The sequence below is a fragment of the Halomonas sp. ANAO-440 genome, assembly GCF_019915905.1.
Classification (GTDB): domain Bacteria; phylum Pseudomonadota; class Gammaproteobacteria; order Pseudomonadales; family Halomonadaceae; genus Halomonas; species Halomonas chromatireducens.
Window position 1 is genome coordinate 136,731 of sequence record NZ_JAHXBV010000004.1, and the last position, 19,787, is coordinate 156,517.

Genomic DNA, 19,787 nt, shown 5'->3' on the forward strand with positions numbered 1-19,787 from the left:
TGACAATGAGCATTGATAAAAGCGTGGCGAAAGCAGGCGTGCTATCGATTGTGAAGAACAATCTACAGCGCGTCTCGGTGTCGGAAACCGGCGGGAGGTCCATCCATCCGACAGGAGTAGGCTCCACATGGCGCTTGATAATCCGCTTCCCGAACGACGTGATCGACTGAATCCCGTGGTCTTCCACGGCTCCGTCGCCGGCATCCTGGTCTTCCTCGTCTTGACCATGACCTTCACCGAGGAAGCCGGCGCCTTCTTCGATGCCGGCCTGGCCTGGGTCAGCCAGACCTTCGGCTGGTACTACATGCTGGCGGTGCTCGCCTACCTGATCTTCGTGATCGCCATCGGCCTGTCACGCTTCGGCAGCATCCGGCTCGGCCCCGACCATTCGCGGCCGGAGTTCTCGCTGCTCTCCTGGTCGGCGATGCTGTTCGCCGCCGGCATCGGGATCGACCTGCTGTTCTTCAGCGTCGCCGAACCGGTCGCCCACTACCTGGCGCCACCGGACATGACGCCGGAGAGCCAGGAGGCGATGCGCGCCGCCGTTGTCCAGACCTTCATGCACTGGGGGCTATCCGGGTGGGGGCTCTATGTGCTGATGGGCATGGCACTGGCCTATTTCAGCTACCGTCACCGGCTGCCGCTGGCCATTCGCAGCGCGCTCTACCCGCTGCTCGGTAAGCGCATCCATGGCCCCATCGGCAATGCCGTGGACATCACCGCGGTGATCTCCACCGTATTCGGCATCGCCACCAGCCTTGGCATCGGCGTCATGCAGCTCAACTACGGGCTGGCCTACATGTTCGACGTGCCCGAAAGCCTCTCGGTGCAGATCATCCTGATCGCCCTGGTGGTGGTCCTGGCCACCATCTCGGTAGTCAGCGGCGTGGAGAAGGGCATCCGGCGTCTGTCGGAGTTCAACATGCTGCTGGCGCTGGCACTGCTGCTGTTCGTGCTGTTCCAGGGCCACACCCTGCAGCTGCTCGACATGGCGGTGAACAACGCCGGCGACTACTTTTCCACCTTTATCGCCAAGAGCTTCGATACCTACGCCTTTGCCGGCGACGCGGCCAACGAGTGGAAGATGTGGTGGACGATCTTCTTCTGGGGCTGGTGGATCGCCTGGACGCCCTTCGTCGGCCTCTTCCTGGCCCGCATCTCGCGTGGGCGCACCATTCGCGAATTCGTTGCCGGCGCGCTGGGCATTCCGCTGGCCTTCATGATGGTGTGGATGTCGGTGTTCGGTAACAGCGGTATCGAACTGGTGGCCAACCAGGGAATCGTCGAGCTGGGCGAGCAGGCCCTGAACACGCCGCAGACCACCATGTACACCCTGCTCGAGCACTACCCCTATATCGGCCTGACCGCCGCCGTGGTCACCGTGCTCGGCATCGTCTTCTTCATTACCTCGGCGGACTCCGGGGCCCTGGTACTGGCCAACTTCACCTCGATCCTGTCCGACGTGAACCACGACGCGCCGATCAAGCTGCGCATCTTCTGGTCGATGATGATCGGCCTGGTTACGGTGGCTCTGCTGATGGCGGGTGGCCTGGCGGCGCTACAAAGTGCTGTGGTGATCACCGCACTGCCCTTCTCGCTGGTGATTTTCGCGATCATGGTGGGGATGTACAAGGCGCTGAAGCTCGAGGGCAGCAAGGCCGATGCGCGTCGACAGGTGACCGGCACAGCGCCTGGCGGCGACTGGCGCGAGCGCCTGGACAGAGCACTCGACACCTCCAACCGTGCCGGTGCCGCCGCCACCATCGAGCATGCCATTCGCCCGGCGCTGACCCAGTTCGCCCAGGAGCTGGAGAGCCGCGGCCAGACCGCCAACGTGACCGAGGAGCATCTCGAGGGCGAAGCCCTGCCGTGCCTGACGCTGCAGGTGGACCTGGGCGAGGCCGCCAGCTTCGTCTACCAGGTGTGTCCGCATCGCATGCGCACGCCGAGCTTCCTGCCGGCGGACGACGATTATTACGTGCGCCTTGACGTCTACCTGGCAGAAGGCGGCCTGGAGAAGGATCTCAACGGCTTTACCCGTGGCCAGGTCATTGCCGATGTGCTGTCGGAATACGAGCGCCACCTGCACTTCCTGGCACTCGCCGGCCAGGGCGGTTATGTACAGGCCATGCCTGGATCGGTAGGGGAACCGCCGCAGGATGCCAACCCCGCCTGAGGACACATAACACCTGCTACGGCGGCGCCCCAGGGCGCCGCCTTTTTTGTCTGGGCCTATTCTCCCTGCAGGGTGGCAATGAGCCGCCGCGCCCCGCCGTGATCGCGATGCTCGCCAAGCCAGATACCCTGCCACGTCCCCAGCGCCAGGCGACCGTCGCGCACCGCCAGGGTGAGCTGGGTACCGAGCAGGCTGGCGCAAACGTGGGCGGGCATGTCATCCGGACCCTCCAGGGTGTGGCGGAAGTAGGGCAGGTCGCCGGGGATGCGCTCGCGCAGGAAGGCATCCAGGTCATGGCGCACGTCCGGGTCGGCGTTCTCGTTGAGAGTCAGCGAAGCCGAGGTGTGCAGCAGCTGCAGGTGCAGCAGCCCGATCGATACCTCGGCCAGCCCGGACACACCCTCGGCTACCTCCCCGGTGATCAGGTGAAAGCCCCGCGAACGCGGGGCCAGTCGAAGCTCCCGTTGTTGCCACATGAAGCGCCCTCTCCAATCAGATAGTGTCCTCTGCCATGCTAACCTGCTGCAGCGCCATGACAAGCGCACCGCCTGCCAGTGCAGGCGGTGCGCTTGCTCTCGCCAGTTGCAAGGGTCAGCAATTGCGAGGGCTCAGTTGCGAGGGTCGTCCGCCGGATCGATGTACTCGATGCCCCAGGGGCCTTCACCGTGCAGTTGGATGATTGTCTCTCCCTCGGCATAGCCGAACATGGCATCACCTGGCGCCATGATGGCGTAGCCTCCCACGGGCAGCTCCTGCGTGGCATCGGGATCGAACGTCTCGCCATGGGCGAAGTGCAAGGTGCCTTCGAGCACCGTGACCCGTTCGTAGGCTGGATGAACGTGCGGCTTGATCTCGTAGCCGTCTTCCAGTCGCAGGCGGAAGGTGAAGGGCTCCTCGGCCGAGAGGTCGCCTTCGATGATGGCGATCTCGGCCCCCTCACCCATGGAGCCCACCGGCCCCCAGGTCAAGTCGTCCGGCGTGCCCAGCACGTGGCCATCGCCATGGTAGGTCTCCGCCTGAAGCGCACCTGCTGCCAAGCCCAGCACAAGGGCCGCGGCGGTCAGGATGCCAGCCTTGTTGGTCATAACGTTGTGCTTGTTCATGTCACTGCTCCTCGGGTGAATCCTTTCTTGTCGGGAAATCACCGCTATTGTCGGTCAGTCACTGTCGTCGCACCTCACCGCTTGATCGCCAGCAGCGAGATGCTCTTGACCCCATAGGTACTGCTAGCCCCCTGGGCCGACTCGGTCAGGAAGCGGTACTCGGGGTGCTCGCGCCAGGCCTCGATGACAAGGCCCGCCGATTCGATGGCCGCACGATAGGCATCCTGCTGCAGGGCACCGCCGATGCAGGCGGCCCACAGGGTCGCATTGCAGGAGACGCTCTCGGGAAGCGGTTTTTCGGTGACGATATCGGCCAGCGCCAGGCGTCCGCCGGACTTCAGCACCCGCGCCGCCTCGGCGAAGACCCTTGGCTTGCCCGCCGACAGGTTGATCACGCCGTTACTGATGACCGCATCGATACTGCCATCGGAGAAGGGCGGCGATTCGATATAGCCGGCGTGGAACTCGACGTTGGCGAAGCCCGCGTCCCCGGCCAGGCGGGTTGCCTTCTCCCGCTGTGCCGCGGTCATGTCGAGCCCCTCGACACGCCCCCCGGCGCCTACCGCCAGGGCGGCGATCAGGCTGTCCATGCCGGAGCCGCTGCCGAGGTCCAGCACCGACTCGCCGGGACGCAGCGCCACCAGATCGAAGAAGTGGCCGACACCGGCGAAGGAGCCGATGGCCGCGGCCGGAATCCGGTCGAGCGCCGCCGGGTCATAGCCCAGTCGTTCGGCCAGTCCACGGCCCATCTCGAAATGAAAGTCATGATCCGGTGTCTCTGCCACCTCGTGATACATCGCCTTGACCCGCTCCTCCAGCTCGCTTCGATTCACCGCGGCGGGTGTCGCTTGTGCGCTGATAGCCATGGTCGCTCTCCTCTTTGGCTGATTCGACACGACGTCGAGTCGTCGTGTGCCCCAAGGACGCACCGACGCCCGTCATTGTTCCCAGAGATGACCGCCGCTTGAAGCGGGAACCCTTGCGGCCCGTGCCGCGTCCTTGCCACAAACGCGATTTGCCCGCTGCCCTGGGACGTTCCATGCTCAAGAGGTGCCCAATGACCCGCACCAGCCAGCTCACCCGCCGCTCGACGGCATGGCTTGCTCCGCTTCGGCGGGTCGAACCGGGGGATGTCATGACATTCCGCGACGCCACCCATCGGCGGCAGTGGTTCGAACAGCGCCTGGAGCCCTTGATGGATCGGCTCTACGGAACGGCGCTGCGCCTGACCCACAACCCCGACGATGCCGAGGATATCGTCGCCGAGGCAGTGGTCAGGGCCTGGACACGGCTCGACAAGCTGCGCGACCCTGAGCGCTTCGACGCCTGGCTGTTTCATATCCTCACCAACACCTTCATCAGCGAGTGGCGCCGACGTCAGAGTCGCCCCCGGGCCGCAGCCGATAGTGACACCGCTGCGCCGGACGATCTCGATGCCGACGGCTTCACCCTGTTCCAGCAGCTGCATCAGCCCTTCCTGCTCTGGTGGGGCAGCCTGGAGGATCAGTTCTTCAACAGCCTGCTCCAGGAGGAAATGCAGGAGGCGCTGGATGCGCTTCCCGACCCGTACCGGGTCACGATTGTGCTGGTTGAGGTGCAGGGTTATACGTATGAAGAGGTGTCCGGCCTGCTCGGTATTCCGCTGGGTACCGTCCGCTCACGGCTGAACCGGGCACGCTCGCTGCTGCAGAAACGGCTCTGGCAACAGGCCAAGGAAGTCGGCATGGCAGCCGGCCATACCGACAAGGGAGGGCAGAAGCCATGAGCCCGAGAAACTTGAGCTGCGAGGAGGTCATCGAGCGGCTCTTCGACTATCTCGACCGGGAGCTGGACCACCAGCAGACGGCCGATATCGAGCGGCACCTGTCCCGCTGTCGCGACTGCTTCACGCGGGCCGAATTCGAAAAACGACTACGGGCCAGGGTGGCGGCATCCGGCACGGTCAAGGCACCGCCTCGGCTATATCTCCGCATCGGCAGCCTGCTGGACAGGTTCGACGATGACGAGCCGGACAGGTCCCACTGAGCCCGAAGGAGGTCCCTCATGGTGGCCCTACTGGGGTATTCACGACAGCAGATCGTCTCGGCGGTCCAGGACATGTACACCGCCGTGGCCGAGGCGCCCGCCTCGCCCTTTCACTTTCCTGTCGGTGGCAAGGCCAGCGAACAGCTCGGCTATCCGGCGGAGTACACGGCCGAGCTGCCACCAGCGTTGCTCGGCTCCTTCGCCGGGGTCGGCTACCCCTTTCGGGCCGACGCCATCCGACCCGGCAACACGGTGCTCGACATCGGCGCCGGTGCCGGCAACGACTCACTGATTGCCAGTCGCATCGTCGGCCCCGCCGGTCGGGTGATCGCCCTTGACCTCACCGCCGCCATGACCCGCAAGCTCAAGCAGTCCGCCGAACGCAGCGACACCGGCAATCTCGACGTGGTGCAGGCCACGGCGGAACAGCTGCCGCTGCCCGATGCCAGCATCGACGCCATCACCAGCAATGGCGCCCTCAACCTGGTGCCGGACAAGCGGCGCGCCGTCGCCGAGATGTTTCGCGTCCTGCGTTCAAACGGTCGCCTGCAGCTTGCCGACGTGGTCATTCATCGTCCGGTCTCGGTGGACTGTCACGACGATCCGCGGCTATGGGTCGAATGCGTGGTGGGCGCCACGATAAGGGAGGACCTGATCGCGCTGTTCGAAGACGCCGGGTTCGAGGAGGTGGCGACGGTGGGCAGCCATGACTATTTCGCCCTGAGCCCCAGCGCCCAGACCCGGGAGGTTGCGGAGAGCTTCGGCGCCCACTCCATCGAACTCGGCATGCGCCGCGGCGAGCGGGCGCCCTCCCTGCCCCGCCAATGGTCGAGACGACTCGATCCGCGGCGCTGGCTGCTGCGACTTCGCCGCCGCGGCCTGCTGGGGCTGTCGGCACTGGGTCTCGCCCTGCTGAGTTGCTATGGCACCATGGCGCTGGTTGGCCTGCTGCCACTGCTGGGCATCGGCCTGACGCTGCATGAGGGGGCCTGGGCCGGCACCATCGCCGCCTTCGTACTGCTCACCCTGGTGGCGCTGGCCGGCGGCTACCGATACCACCGCGCCATCGGCCCGATACTGCTGGCGGCAGCGGGCAGCGCGGCCGTTCTCTACGCCCTGTTCATCGACTACCGGGCATGGGTGGAACTGCTCGGCTTCGTGGTGCTGGGCGGCGCGGCACTCTGGGACCTGCACCGACGACGGCGGGAAGAGGCCAGGGTGCTGGGGCTCGAGCGGCCCGCTGCGGGATAAACCAAGCCAACTGGATCGACTGGCCAAGGGCAGGTCAGCCTTCAGCCGGCCGGCAACGACGCCTTATGAATGGCCAGGGCGACCCGGGGGCCCTCGTAGACCAGGGCATTATGCAACTGCACCAGAGCGGCGCCGGCTCGCAGGCGTCCGGCGACGTGCTGCGCCGAGCCGATTCCCCCTACCGCAATGATCGGCAGCCGTCCCGCCAGCATGGCGGCGAGCCGCTCGATCCGATCGCAGGCCTGGCGCTGGCGTTGCGACACCTGCCAGTCGACATAGCGTTGCGGCGTGGCCGGCGGGCCGACATCGAGGGCAGCGATCAGGGCATCGAAGCGCAGTGCCACCAGCCGGGTCACTGCCTCGGGCAGCTCCACGCTCTCGAGCGGCAGCTTGATCTTCACCGCCAGCGGCACGTAGCGGCCGGCCAGCGCGGTCAAGGCCCGCTGCTCGCGTTTCAGGGCCACCAGGAGCGCGTCCAGTGTCTCCCGACGGCTCGGATGCAGCAGTTCGGCCGCCTGGGGGCTGCTCAGGTTGATAGCGACATAGTCGGCCTGGCCCCATACCGCCCGCAGACCGACGAGATAGTCATGCTGGGCCTGGGATGGCTCCGTCTCGGGGCTCATCCCGATGTTGATACCCAGGAGGGTGCCGGTGGTGGCGCGCTCCGGCTTTCTGGCCACATAGGCGGCCGCGTCCCGCGGGGTGAGCGTGCCGATTTCGATGGCGCCGAACCCCAGGGCGCCTGCCTGCCGCCCCAGTTCCCCCCGCCTATCGAATCCGGCGGCAATACCGACCGGGTTCGGAAACATCAGTCCCATGACCCGCACCGGGGCAGTGGCAGGCGTTCGCGACAGCCCCGCCAGGAGACGGGCACTCAGCCTGGCCCGGGCGAAGGCGAGCTTGCGGCCAAGAGGCGGCTGGTGATGCATCAAGGCGGTCATGAGGTAGCGGGACATGGGAGCAAACCCTGGCGTGAAGAAAAGCATCCAGGGCCGGCCAGCGGCCCGCCACCGGGATCAGGCGTGCCGCAAGGCGAACGCCTGCATGAAGGTGATCAGGGCGTCGACGCCCGCTTCGGGCATGGCATTGTAGAGGCTGGCCCGTACTCCGCCGGTGGCCGGGTGGCCCTGAAGGTTCAGCAGCCCCTGGGCGCTGGCTGACTGCAGGAACTTTCCCGTCAGTGCATCATCGGCCAGATGAAAGCAGACATTCATGGGTGACCGGTCCATTGAGCGTGGATGACAGACGTAGAAGCCGCTGCCGTCGATGGCGTCGTAGAGCCTGGCGCTCTTGCGCCGATTGCGCTCGGCCATAGCCCCCAATCCGCCCTGGCGCTTCAGCCAGCGGAACACCAGGCCGGCAATGTAGATGGCATGGGTCAGCGGGGTATTGACGCGCCCGTTGCTTTCCGCCTGAAGCCGATAATTGAAGACGGAGGGCGTCTCCGGCCGCGCCCGTCGCAGCAGGTCGTCACGGATAATGACGATGGTCAGCCCGGCGGGGCCGATGTTCTTCTGTGCCCCGGCATAGATGACCCCGAAGCGTTTAACGGCCAGGGGACGGGAGAGAAAATCGGACGTCATGTCGGCGACCAGTGGCACCATGCCGGTATTCGGCAGCCAGTGATAGGCCAGGCCATCGGCCGTCTCGTTACTGGTGATATGGCAGTATCCCGCCTCGGGGTCCAGTCGCCAGGTGGCCTGGGCGGGAATCCGGCGATAGTCGTGCGCCTCCCCGCTGGCCGCGACGTTGATGCGCACGTAGCGGCCACCCTCGGCGATCGCCTTTCGCGACCAGTGTCCGGTGTCGAGGTAGTCCGCCTTGGCCCCCGCGGGCAGCAGGTTCATGGGCAGCAGTGCGAACTGCGCCGAGGCACCGCCCTGCAGGAACAGGATGCGATAGTCGGCGGGCACACCGAGCAGCTCGCGCAGGTCCTGCCGTGCCTGCTGTTGGATAGCCTGGAATGCCTCACCGGTGAAGGGCATCTCCATGACCGACATCCCGCTTCTCTGCCCGTCCAGCAGCTCCTCCCGGGCCTGCTGCAGAACCTCACGCGGCATCATGCCGGGGCCCGCAGCGAAGTTGTAGACGGCGTCAGGCGAAGAGACGTCGTAGCCGGGCTCAGATGAAGAGATGCAGCGCATGTCCGCTGGCCGTCATGAAGAAGAGCAGTGGGATCGACAGGATCGTATTGGTGCGAGACGAGAGGAAGGTGATACGCGAGCAGCGCACCCGTTCCTCTAATGGGGCCGGCACGAAGCCCAGCACCTTCTTCTGGTGGGGCCAGAGCACCAGCCACAGGTTGAGCAGCATCAGGGTGCCGATCCAGGCACCCACTCCGATCACCGCATGGGGTCCTTCGAGCAGCAGGGCATCCGGCAGCCAGCCCCGATACCACAGCATCCCCATGCCGGAGACCCAGACCACGATGGAGGCATAGCGAAAGGTGCCATGCTCGCGCTGCATCCGAGCCTCCAGCGCGGCTGAGCGCTCCGCTTCGCTCGCCTCGCCGTTGAACGGGGTGTAGGTGGGATGCTTCACGACATTGGCGTAGTTGTGGCCGATCCAGATGATCGCGAAGAGGAGATGAGCCCAGCGGAACACGAAGTCGAGCAGTGCAAGGGTCATGGCGATTGGTCTCCTAGACCAGTGTCCGGACGATCAGGTACAGCACCGCAGTCAACGACATGCCGGCGGCCAGGGTGCCGCCGAGTGAATCGTGTGGCAGTTTCATGTCGCCTCCCTCCTCAGCCGATAGCCGCCCTGGCGAGCGATCAACGAGCCAGCATTCCCGTCCTCGATCGCCGACTCCCCGATGGCCTGCTGGATAATATGGTGGTGCGGGGATTTGCTGCAGGCAGGGTCGGCATTGGCGGCGTCCCCCGTCAACAGCAGGGCCTGGCAGCGGCAGCCGCCGAAATCCTTCTCCCGTTCGTCGCAGCTGCGGCAGGGTTCCTTCATCCACCCATCGCCGCGAAATTTCTGGAAGGTCGGGGACTCCCGCCACAGCCATTCCAGGCTGTGCTCCCTGATGTTGGGGAACGCCAGGGTGTCGATGGTGCGGGCCTGGGAACAGGGCAGAGCCGAGCCATCCGGGGCGATGGTCAGGTGGATGGAACCCCAGCCGTTCATGCACGCCTTGGGACGCCCTTCGTAATAATCGGGAATCACGAAGAAGATGGTCATGGCATCACCCAGGCGTTGACGGGCCTTGTTCACTTCCGCTTCCGCCCACTCCAGCTCTTCACGGGTGGGCAGCAACTGGTCTCGATTCAGTAACGCCCAGTTGTAGTACTGCACGTTGGCCAGTTCCAGGTATTCCATACCCAGTTCACTAGCCAGATCGATGATCTCCGGCACCTGGGCAATATTGTGCCGGCTGATGGGAACATTCAGCACCATGGGAAAACCGTGGGCCTTGATCTCCTTGGCGATTGCAAGCTTCCTGTCGAAACTCTCCACCCCCGCTAGCATATTCGCCGTATCACGGTCACTGGATTGGAAGCCCAGTTGGATATGCTTTAGACCCGCCTCCTTGAGTGCCGCCAGCCGCTTTGAGGTAAGCCCGATTCCGGACGTGATCAGGTTGGTGTAATACCCCAGGTCATTGGCTTCAGCGACCAGCTCCTCGAGATCCTTGCGCAGCGTGGGCTCACCACCGGAAAAGCCGATCTGCATGGCTCCCATCTTGCGGGCGTCGCGTATTACCCCCTTCCACTCCTCGGTACTCAGTTCATTGTCGCGATAGCGATCGAAGTCCACCGGATTGCTGCAGAAGACGCACTTCAGCGGGCATTGGTAGGTGAGCTCGAGCAGCACCCAGATGGGCTTGCCATCCCCATCAAGACGTAACGCGGATCCAGCCTTTGACACGGGACACCTCCAGGAACTTGATGACACTTTCGGCGATGGCAACACGATTGGCGGCGTAGCGCTCGGTGAGCTTGTCGATGAGCTCGTCAACGGTAGACTCGCCATCACATAGCTTCAGGATTTCGCCACCCGTATCATTCAGCTTGACGATCCCCTCAGGGTAGAGGAGCACATGGGCGCTCTGGGACTCTTCCCAACGAAAGAGAAAAGTAGGACTAAGGACATAGGCGTCACTCAAGTGAACCTGATGATTCGTTGTCATGCCCCACTCCTTATTATTGTTTTCAACAATTCAAGGGCGTAAGCCGGGAATGAACATATGAGTCATTCCCGGCAACTTACTTACCGCACATAGACATAGGCCGTGACTTCAAAGCCCAGTCGAAGGTCACAGAAAGCCGGATCAACCCATTGCATAAAAACCTCCCGATCACGTTAATATTTATTGTTGCAACAGTGACGTTGCCTCTCTGAGGCTATAGATGCAAAAGAAATGCATGAATAGGACCTTGGAAGCAAAAACACACCCCCTTGGTCGTAGTTTTTCAGCTATTGATATAATCAACAGGACGATGCTTACGCTGGATTGACCGGGATCAAAACCGACAAGATAGCCAGGCGGCTTCACGCCACATAGCGTTCTCCCCCAGATTTCCCCGCTTCAGGTTTCAAACTGTCTGACAATCATTTCGCTCGAAGCGTGCCAGCTGGGTCGGCTGACCCAGGTCCGAATGCCACTCACCGATCCCGGAAAGCCGCACCCGGTAACCATTGCGATGTGCGACACCCCATGCCCAGTCACGAAAGCGGTCACGCGTCCATTCGAAACGGTGGTCGGGATCGCGAAACTCGCCACGAGCCAGCCCGAACAGCGGATTGTAGTCGTGGTTGGGTGTGGTCAGCACCAGCAGTCCAGGCCGCAGTACCCCGAAAACGCATCGCTCCACCTGAGACAGGGTCTCCGGCGGCACGTGCTCGATGGTTTCCACCATTGCGGCGGCATCGAAGCCGACCAGTGACGCCTGAGGTTCAGCGTAGGAGCCGCATACCAGCCTCAGCCGCCCCTGCTCCGCCTCTGGCCAGTCACCCAGTCGCAGCTGCGCCTGAGCCAGCAGCTCGCCAGACTGCTCCAGCCCCACCAGCGTCTCGAACTGGGGTTCGTGCAGCAGATACAGAAGCAGCGTGCCGGTGCCACACCCCAGATCCAGCACCCGGCGCGCACCGCTGGCACGCAACTGGCCGGCAACGTGCTGCAGGCGTTGCTGATGCAGGTCAAGATCCTCGAGGTCCATGTCGACGCTCCTTCTTTCGAAGCGAGAAGCATGAAGCATAGCGCCGTATCGTTGTAGTGAAGAAAAAAAAGCGCGGCAATAGCCGCGCCTGAAAATCGCCGCTACGGGCGACGAGAGAGCAACGCTCAGCTTGCCATGTCCAGCACCACGCGCCCCTCGATCTTGCCGTCGATCATGCGCTGGAAGACGTCGTTGATATTCTCCAGGCGGTCGGTGCTCACCGTGGCCTTGACCTTGCCTTCTCCAGCGAAATCCAGCGACTCCTGGAGATCCTGGCGGGTACCGACGATGGAGCCGCGGATGGTGATGCCGTTGAGCACGGTTTCGAAGATCGGCAGGGGAAAATCACCGGGTGGCAGGCCATTGAGAACCAGGGTGCCTCCCCGACGCAACATGCCCTGGGCCTGATCGAAGGCCTTGGGCGATACTGCCGTCACCAAGGCTCCATGCGCACCACCGATTTCCTGCTTGAGGTAGGTGGCGGGATCGGTCTTGAGCGCATTGACCGTGACAGTCGCTCCCAAGCGTTCCGCCAGGGCCAGCTTTCCATCGTCGATATCCACGGCAGCCACGTTTAGCCCCATCGCCTTGGCATACTGGACCGCCATGTGGCCCAGGCCACCGATGCCGGAGATCACCACCCACTGCCCCGGACGGGTATCGGTCATCTTCAGCCCCTTATAGACCGTGACTCCCGCACATAGCACCGGGGCGACCTCGAGGAAATCGATGTTATCCGGCAATAACCCGACAAAGCCGGCATCCGCCAGGGTGTAGTCGGCAAAGCCGCCGTTGACCGAGTATCCCGTATTCTGCTGGGATTCACACAGCGTCTCCCAGCCACCCAGGCAGTGTTCACAGTAGCCGCAGGCTGAATAGAGCCAGGGTACACCGACCCGGTCACCTTCCTTGACATGCTTGACCCCCTGGCCAACTGCCACGATATGGCCCACGCCCTCATGCCCCGGAATGAAGGGCGGGCTGGGCTTGACCGGCCAGTCGCCGTGGGCGGCATGCAGGTCGGTATGACATACCCCCGACGCGGCAACCTTGACCAGTATTTCACCAGCTTGCGGCCGAGGAACGTCGACCTCTTCGATGGCCAGCGGCTCGCCGAACTTGCGTACAACGGCGGCTTTCATCGTCTTGTCCATGTCTCTCTCCGGGCTTGGCGGGTAGCAAGATGCCACACGCGGTTCGTTCGGAATCGCCAGGGACGGAGCGGTTATCCACTCTCGGGATAATTGCCGCCCGGCTGGGCCGGGCGGCATGGAGGCTCAGAAGAAGCCGAGCGGATTGATGTCGTAGCTGACCAGCAGGTTCTTGGTCTGCTGGTAGTGCTCGAGCGCCACCTTGTGAGTCTCGCGACCGACACCGGACTTCTTGTAGCCGCCGAAGGCGGCGTGTGCCGGGTACTGGTGGTAGCAGTTGGTCCAGACGCGGCCGGCCTGGATGCCACGGCCCATGCGGAAGGCGACATTGATGTCGCGACTCCACACCCCGGCGCCAAGGCCGAACTCGGTGTCGTTGGCAATGGCCAGCGCCTCGGCCTCGTCCTTGAAGGTGGTCACCGCCACCACCGGGCCGAAGATCTCCTCCTGGAAGACGCGCATCTGGTTGTTGCCCTTGAGCAGGGTCGGCTGAATGTAGTAGCCCTTGTCGTAGGCCGGATCGAAGCTCGCCTTGTCGCCGCCGGTAAGGAACTCGGCACCTTCCTCGCGGGCGATGTCCATGTAGGACATGATCTTGTCGAACTGCTCCTGGGAGGCCTGGGCGCCGACCTGCACGTCGGTGTCCAGCGGGTTGCCGCGCTTGATCGCCACGGTACGCTCGATCACCTTGGCCATGAAGGCGTCGTACATGTCCTCCTGGATCAACGCTCGCGACGGGCAAGTACACACTTCGCCCTGGTTGAAGAAGGCCAGCACCAGGCCTTCCACCGCCTTGTCGATGAACTCGGGCTCGGCGTCCATGATGTCGGCGAAGTAGATGTTCGGCGACTTGCCACCCAGCTCCACGGTGGAGGGAATGATGTTCTCGGCGGCGCACTTGAGGATATGAGCACCCACCGGGGTGGAGCCGGTGAAGGCGATCTTGGCGATGCGCTTGCTGGTGGCGAGTGCCTGGCCGGCCTCAGCGCCATAGCCGTTGACCACGTTGACCACACCCGCCGGCAACAGGTCGCCAACCAGCTCCATCAGCTTGAGGATCGATGCCGGGGTCTGTTCGGCGGGCTTGAGCACCACACAGTTGCCGGCCGCCAGCGCAGGCGCCAGCTTCCAGACGGCCATCAGCAGCGGGAAGTTCCAGGGGATGATCTGGCCCACCACGCCCAGCGGCTCGTGGAAGTGATAGGAGACGGTATTGGCGTCGATGTCGGCCGCGGTGCCCTCCTGGGCGCGGATGCAGCCGGCGAAGTAACGGAAGTGGTCGACGGCCAGTGGCAGGTCGGCGTTGAGGGTCTCGCGCACCGCCTTGCCGTTGTCCCAGGTCTCGGCGACGGCCAGCATCTCCAGGTTCTGCTCGATGCGATCAGCGATCTTGAGCAGGATGTTGCTGCGCTCGGCGGCGGAGGTCTTGCCCCAGGCAGGCGCGGCGGCATGGGCGGCATCCAGTGCCTTCTCGATATCTTCGGCGGTGGAGCGCGGAATCTGGCAGAACACTTCACCGTTGACCGGGCTGATGTTGTCGAAGTACTGGCCCTTCACCGGGGGCACGAACTCGCCACCGATGAAATTGCCGTAGCGAGACTCGAAGGTGATGACGGAACCGGACTGACCGGGGTTGGCATAGATCATGGTACTAGCTCCTGGAGTGCATTCTTGTCGATTGGTGTGGCCATTTGAAAGATAGCGCTGACTCACCCGGTGGGTGCCTTGACGAGTCCTTTATTTTTCTCGTCCGACATGCCCTCTCGCTGTGTGCCATTGAGGTTGGCCGACCTTGCTTCGAGTGTAGTTAACCCACGGCCGTGGCCAATGCTTCCTTGGGGGGCCGAGAGGGGGTCGTTAGTAGTAGGAGCCGGAGCCACCCGGGGCCCGGCTCCTGACAGATCACTGCTGCGCGTATTCGCTCGGCAGCTTGAAGGTCCACAGCATGCCGCCTTGGTTGAAGTCCTTGATCACCTCCGCGACCTCGCCACCCCACAGCGGCACCGCCCCGCCCCAGCCGGAAGCCACCGAGACGTACTGCTCACCGTCCATCTCCCAGGTTATCGGCGTTGCCACTACTCCGGAGCCTGTATTGAAGCCCCACAGTTCCTCGCCGGTGGTGGCGTCGAAGGCTTTCAGATACCCCTCCGGGGTACCGGTGAAGACCAGGTTGCCAGCGGTGGCCATCACTCCACCCCAGAGCGGCGCGCGATTCTCGTGGCGCCATACCTCCTCACCGGTGCGCGGGTCGACGGCACGCAGCACGCCGATGTAGTCGTCGTTGGTAGGGCGAATCGTGAAGCCGGCACCCAGGTACGCCGCGCCCTTGCGGTAGGAAACCGGCTCGTTCCAGATGTCCATCATCCACTCGTTGGAGGGGATGTAGAACAGGCCGGTATCCTGGCTGTAGGCCATGGGGTTCCAGTTCTTGGCGCCCAGGAAGGCCGGATAGGCCGCCACCGACTCGCCGCGTTCGCCCTCGGTATCGGCCGGATTGCCCGGGCGCCCTGCGGGATTGAAGATGGGCCGGCCGTTTTCGTCCAGCCCATCGGCCCAGGTGATCTTGTCGGCAAAGGGGAAGCCGCGAATAAAGTCGCCGTTCTCGCGATCGAGCACGTAGAAGAAGCCGTTGCGATCCGCCGTGGCGGCAGCCTTGACGATACTACCGTTCTCCTCGTAGTCGAAGGAGATCACCTCGTTGACGCCGTCATAGTCCCAGCCGTCATTGGGCGTGGCCTGGAAATGCCACTTGATGGTGCCGTCGTCAGGGTCGATCGCCAGGCGAGAGGACGTATAGAGGTTGTCGCCGGGACGCAGGTGGGAGTTCCAGGGCGCCGGGTTACCGGTACCGATCAGCAGGGAGTGAGTGTCAACGTCATAGAATCCGCCAAGCCAGGGCGCGCCGCCGCCCTGCTGCCACATGTCACCCGGCCAGCTCAGCCCCGCTTCGCCCCCGGTGATGCCGTTCTCGACGGCTTCGCCATTTTCATAGACATACCCCATGTGCCCCTCGACCACGGGACGGGTCCAAAGCTCATCGCCCGTCTCGGCATCGAAGGCGAAGACAGTGCCTACCACGCCGAACTCACCCCCGGCCACACCGGTGATCAGCTTGCCATCGATGATGATCGGCGCGGCGGTGATGGCATGCCCCGCCTCGTAGTCGGCCACCCGCTTGATCCACTGAACGCGACCGGTCTCGCGGTCGAGTGCCACCAGCCGCGCGTCCAGGGTGCCGAAATAGACCTTGTCGCCGTAGATGGCCGCGCCGCGGTTGATGACGTCGCAGCAGGGCATGATGCCGTCGGGCAGGCGCGCCTCGTACTGCCAGATCTGCTCACCGGTGTAGGCATCCACCGCCCACATGCGAGAGTAGGAGCCGGTCACGTACATCACACCGTCCTTCACCAGCGGCTGTGACTCCTGGCCACGCTGCTTCTCACCGCCGAAGGAGAAGGCCCACACTGGACGCAGCTGGTGCACATTATCGGTATTGAGGGTCGTCAGCGGGCTGAAGCGCTGCCCGTGAAGGCCCATGCCGTTGGTCACCACCTGATCCGTGGCCAGGTGATCGTTGAGCATGTCCTCGAAGCTGACGGCCTGGGCCTGGGCTGAAACAGCCAGTGCAATGGCGGTCAGGGCAAGGGGCCTGGCCAGGTTGCCGAGGGGGGTGGATTGAGTCATGACGGTCTCCGGAGGGACAGTAATTCAATGGAATTGTTGTTCGAACGCCAGCGCGCGTCTTGGCGCTGCGCCTTTCAATCTGGTGGATCTCGGGGTTCCCAGCCATGGCCAACAGGGACGACATTCCCTCCTCTCTTGGTCGTACGACCCGAGAATTCATCCAAAAAAAGCCACCCGATCGCTGCAACTGATCAAGGTGGCAAGAGCCATGCACGGAAAGAAACGTCAGGCAGAATTGCGCTTACCCTCCCCCGGCCAGCGGCGACAACGCTTCACGCTCGTAGCGGCCATACAGGTGGGTCACGCTGCGAATCAGCTCATGGCGCGCGACCGCTATCTCATCGAACCGCTCAGGAATGGCCATGGCCATGACCTCGCTGGCGGTCAGGCCCTGACCGGCCGCCTCCCGGAGGCTTGTATCCAGCCAGGCAAGATAATCGTGCATCTGATCGAAAGGCGCCGTGTCCTCCACCACCGGACCGTGGCCGGGCACCAGATAGCGAAAATCGAGAGCTTCCAGTTCGCGCAGCTCCTCACGCCAGACGTCGATGCCAGGTGTGTGCGGCGTGGTCGGCGCGCGCTGAAAGAACACCATGTCGGCGGCCAGCAGCACGCCGGAGGCATGATCCAGCAGCACCAGGTCGGCCCCGGTATGGCCGCTCATGGCGATCAGTTCGATGTCGCGACCGCCAATGGTCATCCGGCCGGGCGTGACGCGATGGGTGGGCAGCACGACTTCGGTCCCCCGCATCCAGTCACCGAGTGCCCGGTAGAGGTTTTCGGCGAAGTCGTCACCCTGGGCCTTGAGCAGTGCGATGGTATCGTCCAGCGCGTGAAGCCTTTGTGGGTCGAAGGCCTGGTTGCCGAACACATGGTCGGGATGATGATGGGAGAGAAAGACATGGGTAACGGGAAGGTCGGTGATCGAGGCGATGGCCTCCCGCATCTGCTCGCCGTAGCGCCGCGAAGGGCCGGTATCGAAGACCACCACACCCTCTGCGGTCAGGATAAAGGCAGTGTTGACGATATTGCCCCCGTTATCACGGGAAAAATTCTCCGTCACGCCTTCGATGACCCAGACATCCGAGGTGATTTCCACCGGTTCAAGTTCGTACCGAAAGCTTTCGGCCGAAGCACTGCCTCCACCAAGAATCAAGCTACCCAACAGCAGCATGGCATATCGCATGATCAGGTACCCAGGTGACTTTCGAAGACGTTTCCGCCGTTGTCACGCATCCACAGCGTGAGCCCGGCCTCCTTCCCCTCGTGCTCCAGGTCAAAGACGAACAGCGGGTTCTCCGAGGCCGATTCGGACAACGACATGGTAGCGATTCGCGCCTGATTCGCGGCATCTCGCAGCTCCACATCCTCGATATTGAATCGCGGAATGTTGCCCACCATCCCGGTGTCCATGGGATGCATGACCTGCAGCTTCAGGCGAGTGCTGGCCGGCCCACTGACCGGGCTGAATAGCGCACCGCGCATCTGGCCGAGGCTGGCCGCCCAGTCGGGATTGCTGGCCGTGGCGCTGGGCGCGGTGCAACCACCGCCGGCCGCATCTACATGGGCACTGCCGATGTGCCACACGCCCTGCTCATCCTGCACCGCGGCACGCACCGTGGAAGCCTGCTGGATGCGGAAATTCAGGGCAATGCCCCGCACCTCGGTGGCTTCTGGCCGGAAGGTGAAAAGATGCGGTACCGGATTGAGATCGACCCAGGTGATGACCTGCTTGACGGGCGAGCCGAAGCCGGAGAGATCCACCGTCAGGGGCACCTGGGTGGCGTCCTCCGCGAAATGGGGCACCTTGAGTACCACCTGGTCGCTGTGCCGGACTACCGCCTCTTCGCCAAGATAGCGATTGAGGTTGTAGTGCCACATGGGCGAGCGAAAAGGGTCGTCCGGGATGGATGCCGCTGCTGTCACGGCTGAAGCCACCAGGTAGCCAACCATCAGCGCAAGCCATCCGCAACGTGCCGTCCATAGCATTGCTTGTTGTCTCATCACGGTTACTCCGCCGGGCCGAGAACTTCGGCGTAGAAATCGGGCATGCGATACTCGAGGGCATGGGCCTGGAAGATGTCATCGAGGCTGCCGTCGCGCACCGCGCGATCCACTATCGCCTCGACCGCGTAGCCCAACTGGCGATGGTTGTGGCGAACGGCCATGCCGATATCCCATTGCTGACGAGAGATGCCGGGCAGCAGTGGCTCGGCAAGCCGGAAGTCGTGTGCCGGATGGTGTGCCAGGTAATGTTCGAGCTCCCCGCGGATAGCCATGACACCTGCCACTTCGCCGCGGGCCATGGCGGCAAAGGCGTCGCCCACGTTGCGATAGTGGCGAACGTTGTCGCGCAGTTGCCCACCCATCACGGCGGTCAGGTAGGTAGAAGGAAGGGTCTTGTATTCCGTACCGATACGCTGACTACGAAAACTGCCCAGCGTCGCCTCTCCATCGAGTTGACCAGCATCGTAGGCGATGCCCCACTCTTCGCGCTGGTAGGGGCCGAACATCACCACGCTCTTGTTGATGTACTCACCGGTGGAGTCACGCAGGTAGGAGAAGTTTCTGTCGTAGGGGACCCGCAGCATGACATCGGCCACCTGGGTCGGACGCAGGTAGTGTCCACGGGAGACATTGTTGCCGAGATCTCGCCCCAGGCTGCTGCCGGGCTCGATCCAAAAGGGACGGAATTCCAGGCCCAGCCCATCGGCGATGGCGCGCCCGATTTCTACATCAATACCCTGCGCCTCACCCGCTTCGTCAATATAGGAGTAGGGGGGAAAATCCTCGTACAGCCCGATGTTGATATACCCGGAGGCCATCACTTCATCGAGGTTACGCAGCGCCGGGCGCCGGAACAGCTCGGCGCTGGGATTGCTCCCCACCACCTCCCCCACGGCAACGCGCAGCACCTGCGGTGCCAGCCCCTCCCCCCAGGCCGGTGCCTGGAACAGCATGAGCAACAGCAAGATCAAGGTTCGTTTCCACATGGCGAGCTTTCTCCCAGACGATGACTGGTGGCAACGGCTTCCCTCAGGAAACGCTGAACAAATCGACGAGCGAGATGAAGCGGCTAGGTTCGTTCCCGACGAACCAACGCACTTCCCACATCCCTGTGGGTCGCAAGGCGCACGGAGCACAGAACCGAGCGAAGCGACAAACATCCCCTGGATGGCTCCGAAGGAGCGAGAAACCGAAGGTTTCGAGTCAACCGGAGCATATGGGGTAT

Annotated in this window: 20 protein-coding genes; 4 read left to right on the top strand and 16 right to left on the bottom strand. The window is 63.4% G+C overall.

The features are described from left to right. Positions 1-127: 127 nt before the first annotated feature. A complete protein-coding gene (gene betT, locus KZO25_RS03880) occupies positions 128-2,176 on the top strand; it encodes a choline BCCT transporter BetT (protein WP_223135947.1) in 2,049 nt (682 codons plus the stop codon). A gap of 56 nt (positions 2,177-2,232) precedes the next feature. Here the strand turns inward: betT and KZO25_RS03885 are convergent, their stop codons facing one another. From KZO25_RS03885 to KZO25_RS03895, 3 genes are all read right to left on the bottom strand, one after another. Next, complete coding sequence (locus tag KZO25_RS03885) at positions 2,233-2,652, bottom strand: secondary thiamine-phosphate synthase enzyme YjbQ (RefSeq protein WP_223135948.1); 420 nt, start codon at positions 2,650-2,652, stop codon at positions 2,233-2,235. A gap of 132 nt (positions 2,653-2,784) precedes the next feature. Next, complete coding sequence (locus tag KZO25_RS03890) at positions 2,785-3,279, bottom strand: cupin domain-containing protein (RefSeq protein ID WP_223135949.1); 495 nt, start codon at positions 3,277-3,279, stop codon at positions 2,785-2,787. Between the two features lie 74 nt (positions 3,280-3,353). Further along, positions 3,354-4,145, bottom strand: coding sequence for a methyltransferase domain-containing protein (locus KZO25_RS03895; RefSeq protein ID WP_223135950.1), 792 nt, complete (start codon positions 4,143-4,145; stop codon positions 3,354-3,356). A 191-nt stretch (positions 4,146-4,336) separates the two neighbouring features. On the opposite strand from KZO25_RS03895, the gene KZO25_RS03900 reads away from it, so the two are divergent. The 3 genes from KZO25_RS03900 to KZO25_RS03910 are packed head-to-tail and all read left to right on the top strand — an operon-like array spanning position 4,337 to position 6,555. Further along, positions 4,337-5,044: an RNA polymerase sigma factor gene (locus KZO25_RS03900; RefSeq protein WP_223135951.1), complete on the top strand. Its 708-nt coding sequence runs from the start codon at positions 4,337-4,339 to the stop codon at positions 5,042-5,044. Continuing rightward, complete coding sequence (locus KZO25_RS03905; protein ID WP_223135952.1) at positions 5,041-5,304, top strand: anti-sigma factor family protein; 264 nt, start codon at positions 5,041-5,043, stop codon at positions 5,302-5,304. Before KZO25_RS03900 ends, KZO25_RS03905 begins: the two co-directional genes overlap by 4 nt. An 18-nt stretch (positions 5,305-5,322) precedes the next feature. Next, a complete protein-coding gene (locus KZO25_RS03910; RefSeq protein ID WP_223135953.1) occupies positions 5,323-6,555 on the top strand; it encodes a MerC family mercury resistance protein in 1,233 nt (410 codons plus the stop codon). A gap of 41 nt (positions 6,556-6,596) precedes the next feature. Here the strand turns inward: KZO25_RS03910 and KZO25_RS03915 are convergent, their stop codons facing one another. The 13 genes from KZO25_RS03915 to KZO25_RS03975 form a co-directional block, all read right to left on the bottom strand. Further along, positions 6,597-7,511: a hypothetical protein gene (locus KZO25_RS03915; RefSeq protein ID WP_223135954.1), complete on the bottom strand. Its 915-nt coding sequence runs from the start codon at positions 7,509-7,511 to the stop codon at positions 6,597-6,599. A 60-nt stretch (positions 7,512-7,571) separates the two neighbouring features. Next, positions 7,572-8,699, bottom strand: a complete 1,128-nt coding sequence (serC, locus tag KZO25_RS03920; protein WP_223135955.1) for a 3-phosphoserine/phosphohydroxythreonine transaminase — start codon at positions 8,697-8,699, stop codon at positions 7,572-7,574. Next, complete coding sequence (locus KZO25_RS03925) at positions 8,677-9,183, bottom strand: urate hydroxylase PuuD (protein ID WP_223135956.1); 507 nt, start codon at positions 9,181-9,183, stop codon at positions 8,677-8,679. Before KZO25_RS03925 ends, serC begins: the two co-directional genes overlap by 23 nt. 102 nt (positions 9,184-9,285) lie before the next feature. Then, positions 9,286-10,428, bottom strand: a complete 1,143-nt coding sequence (gene pqqE / locus KZO25_RS03930; protein ID WP_223135957.1) for a pyrroloquinoline quinone biosynthesis protein PqqE — start codon at positions 10,426-10,428, stop codon at positions 9,286-9,288. Next, on the bottom strand, positions 10,397-10,690 hold the full coding sequence (gene pqqD / locus KZO25_RS03935) for a pyrroloquinoline quinone biosynthesis peptide chaperone PqqD (RefSeq protein ID WP_223135958.1): 294 nt from the start codon (positions 10,688-10,690) through the stop codon (positions 10,397-10,399). The genes pqqE and pqqD overlap by 32 nt, the downstream gene beginning before the upstream one ends. Positions 10,691-10,770: 80 nt before the next feature. Further along, on the bottom strand, positions 10,771-10,845 hold the full coding sequence (gene pqqA / locus KZO25_RS20210) for a pyrroloquinoline quinone precursor peptide PqqA (RefSeq protein ID WP_114477445.1): 75 nt from the start codon (positions 10,843-10,845) through the stop codon (positions 10,771-10,773). 251 nt (positions 10,846-11,096) lie between these two features. After that, complete coding sequence (locus KZO25_RS03945) at positions 11,097-11,720, bottom strand: methyltransferase domain-containing protein (protein ID WP_223135959.1); 624 nt, start codon at positions 11,718-11,720, stop codon at positions 11,097-11,099. A gap of 125 nt (positions 11,721-11,845) precedes the next feature. After that, positions 11,846-12,874, bottom strand: coding sequence for an alcohol dehydrogenase AdhP (gene adhP, locus KZO25_RS03950; RefSeq protein WP_223135960.1), 1,029 nt, complete (start codon positions 12,872-12,874; stop codon positions 11,846-11,848). 123 nt (positions 12,875-12,997) lie between these two features. Beyond that, on the bottom strand, positions 12,998-14,518 hold the full coding sequence (locus KZO25_RS03955; RefSeq protein ID WP_066447910.1) for an aldehyde dehydrogenase family protein: 1,521 nt from the start codon (positions 14,516-14,518) through the stop codon (positions 12,998-13,000). Positions 14,519-14,773: 255 nt separating this feature from the next. Further along, complete coding sequence (locus KZO25_RS03960; protein WP_223135961.1) at positions 14,774-16,555, bottom strand: PQQ-dependent methanol/ethanol family dehydrogenase; 1,782 nt, start codon at positions 16,553-16,555, stop codon at positions 14,774-14,776. Between the two features lie 241 nt (positions 16,556-16,796). Beyond that, positions 16,797-17,741, bottom strand: coding sequence for a quinoprotein relay system zinc metallohydrolase 1 (locus tag KZO25_RS03965; RefSeq protein WP_262488832.1), 945 nt, complete (start codon positions 17,739-17,741; stop codon positions 16,797-16,799). Positions 17,742-17,743: 2 nt separating this feature from the next. After that, positions 17,744-18,559: a quinoprotein dehydrogenase-associated SoxYZ-like carrier gene (locus KZO25_RS03970; protein WP_223135962.1), complete on the bottom strand. Its 816-nt coding sequence runs from the start codon at positions 18,557-18,559 to the stop codon at positions 17,744-17,746. 5 nt (positions 18,560-18,564) lie between these two features. Then, positions 18,565-19,548 (bottom strand): substrate-binding periplasmic protein, encoded by a 984-nt coding sequence (locus tag KZO25_RS03975; RefSeq protein ID WP_262488833.1) that lies wholly within the window; start codon positions 19,546-19,548, stop codon positions 18,565-18,567. Between the last annotated feature and the right edge of the window lie 239 nt (positions 19,549-19,787).

Bases quoted from the DNA above. Each gene is read 5' to 3' on its own strand.
- betT (WP_223135947.1), top strand. From the start codon at position 128: ATGGCGCTTGATAATCCGCTTCCCGAACGACGTGATCGACTGAATCCC.
- KZO25_RS03885 (WP_223135948.1), bottom strand. From the start codon at position 2,652: ATGTGGCAACAACGGGAGCTTCGACTGGCCCCGCGTTCGCGGGGCTTT.
- KZO25_RS03890 (WP_223135949.1), bottom strand. From the start codon at position 3,279: ATGAACAAGCACAACGTTATGACCAACAAGGCTGGCATCCTGACCGCC.
- KZO25_RS03895 (WP_223135950.1), bottom strand. From the start codon at position 4,145: ATGGCTATCAGCGCACAAGCGACACCCGCCGCGGTGAATCGAAGCGAG.
- KZO25_RS03900 (WP_223135951.1), top strand. From the start codon at position 4,337: ATGACCCGCACCAGCCAGCTCACCCGCCGCTCGACGGCATGGCTTGCT.
- KZO25_RS03905 (WP_223135952.1), top strand. From the start codon at position 5,041: ATGAGCCCGAGAAACTTGAGCTGCGAGGAGGTCATCGAGCGGCTCTTC.
- KZO25_RS03910 (WP_223135953.1), top strand. From the start codon at position 5,323: ATGGTGGCCCTACTGGGGTATTCACGACAGCAGATCGTCTCGGCGGTC.
- KZO25_RS03915 (WP_223135954.1), bottom strand. From the start codon at position 7,511: ATGTCCCGCTACCTCATGACCGCCTTGATGCATCACCAGCCGCCTCTT.
- serC (WP_223135955.1), bottom strand. From the start codon at position 8,699: ATGCGCTGCATCTCTTCATCTGAGCCCGGCTACGACGTCTCTTCGCCT.
- KZO25_RS03925 (WP_223135956.1), bottom strand. From the start codon at position 9,183: ATGACCCTTGCACTGCTCGACTTCGTGTTCCGCTGGGCTCATCTCCTC.
- pqqD (WP_223135958.1), bottom strand. From the start codon at position 10,690: ATGACAACGAATCATCAGGTTCACTTGAGTGACGCCTATGTCCTTAGT.
- KZO25_RS03945 (WP_223135959.1), bottom strand. From the start codon at position 11,720: ATGGACCTCGAGGATCTTGACCTGCATCAGCAACGCCTGCAGCACGTT.
- adhP (WP_223135960.1), bottom strand. From the start codon at position 12,874: ATGGACAAGACGATGAAAGCCGCCGTTGTACGCAAGTTCGGCGAGCCG.
- KZO25_RS03955 (WP_066447910.1), bottom strand. From the start codon at position 14,518: ATGATCTATGCCAACCCCGGTCAGTCCGGTTCCGTCATCACCTTCGAG.
- KZO25_RS03960 (WP_223135961.1), bottom strand. From the start codon at position 16,555: ATGACTCAATCCACCCCCCTCGGCAACCTGGCCAGGCCCCTTGCCCTG.
- KZO25_RS03965 (WP_262488832.1), bottom strand. From the start codon at position 17,741: ATGCGATATGCCATGCTGCTGTTGGGTAGCTTGATTCTTGGTGGAGGC.
- KZO25_RS03970 (WP_223135962.1), bottom strand. From the start codon at position 18,559: ATGAGACAACAAGCAATGCTATGGACGGCACGTTGCGGATGGCTTGCG.
- KZO25_RS03975 (WP_262488833.1), bottom strand. From the start codon at position 19,548: ATGTGGAAACGAACCTTGATCTTGCTGTTGCTCATGCTGTTCCAGGCA.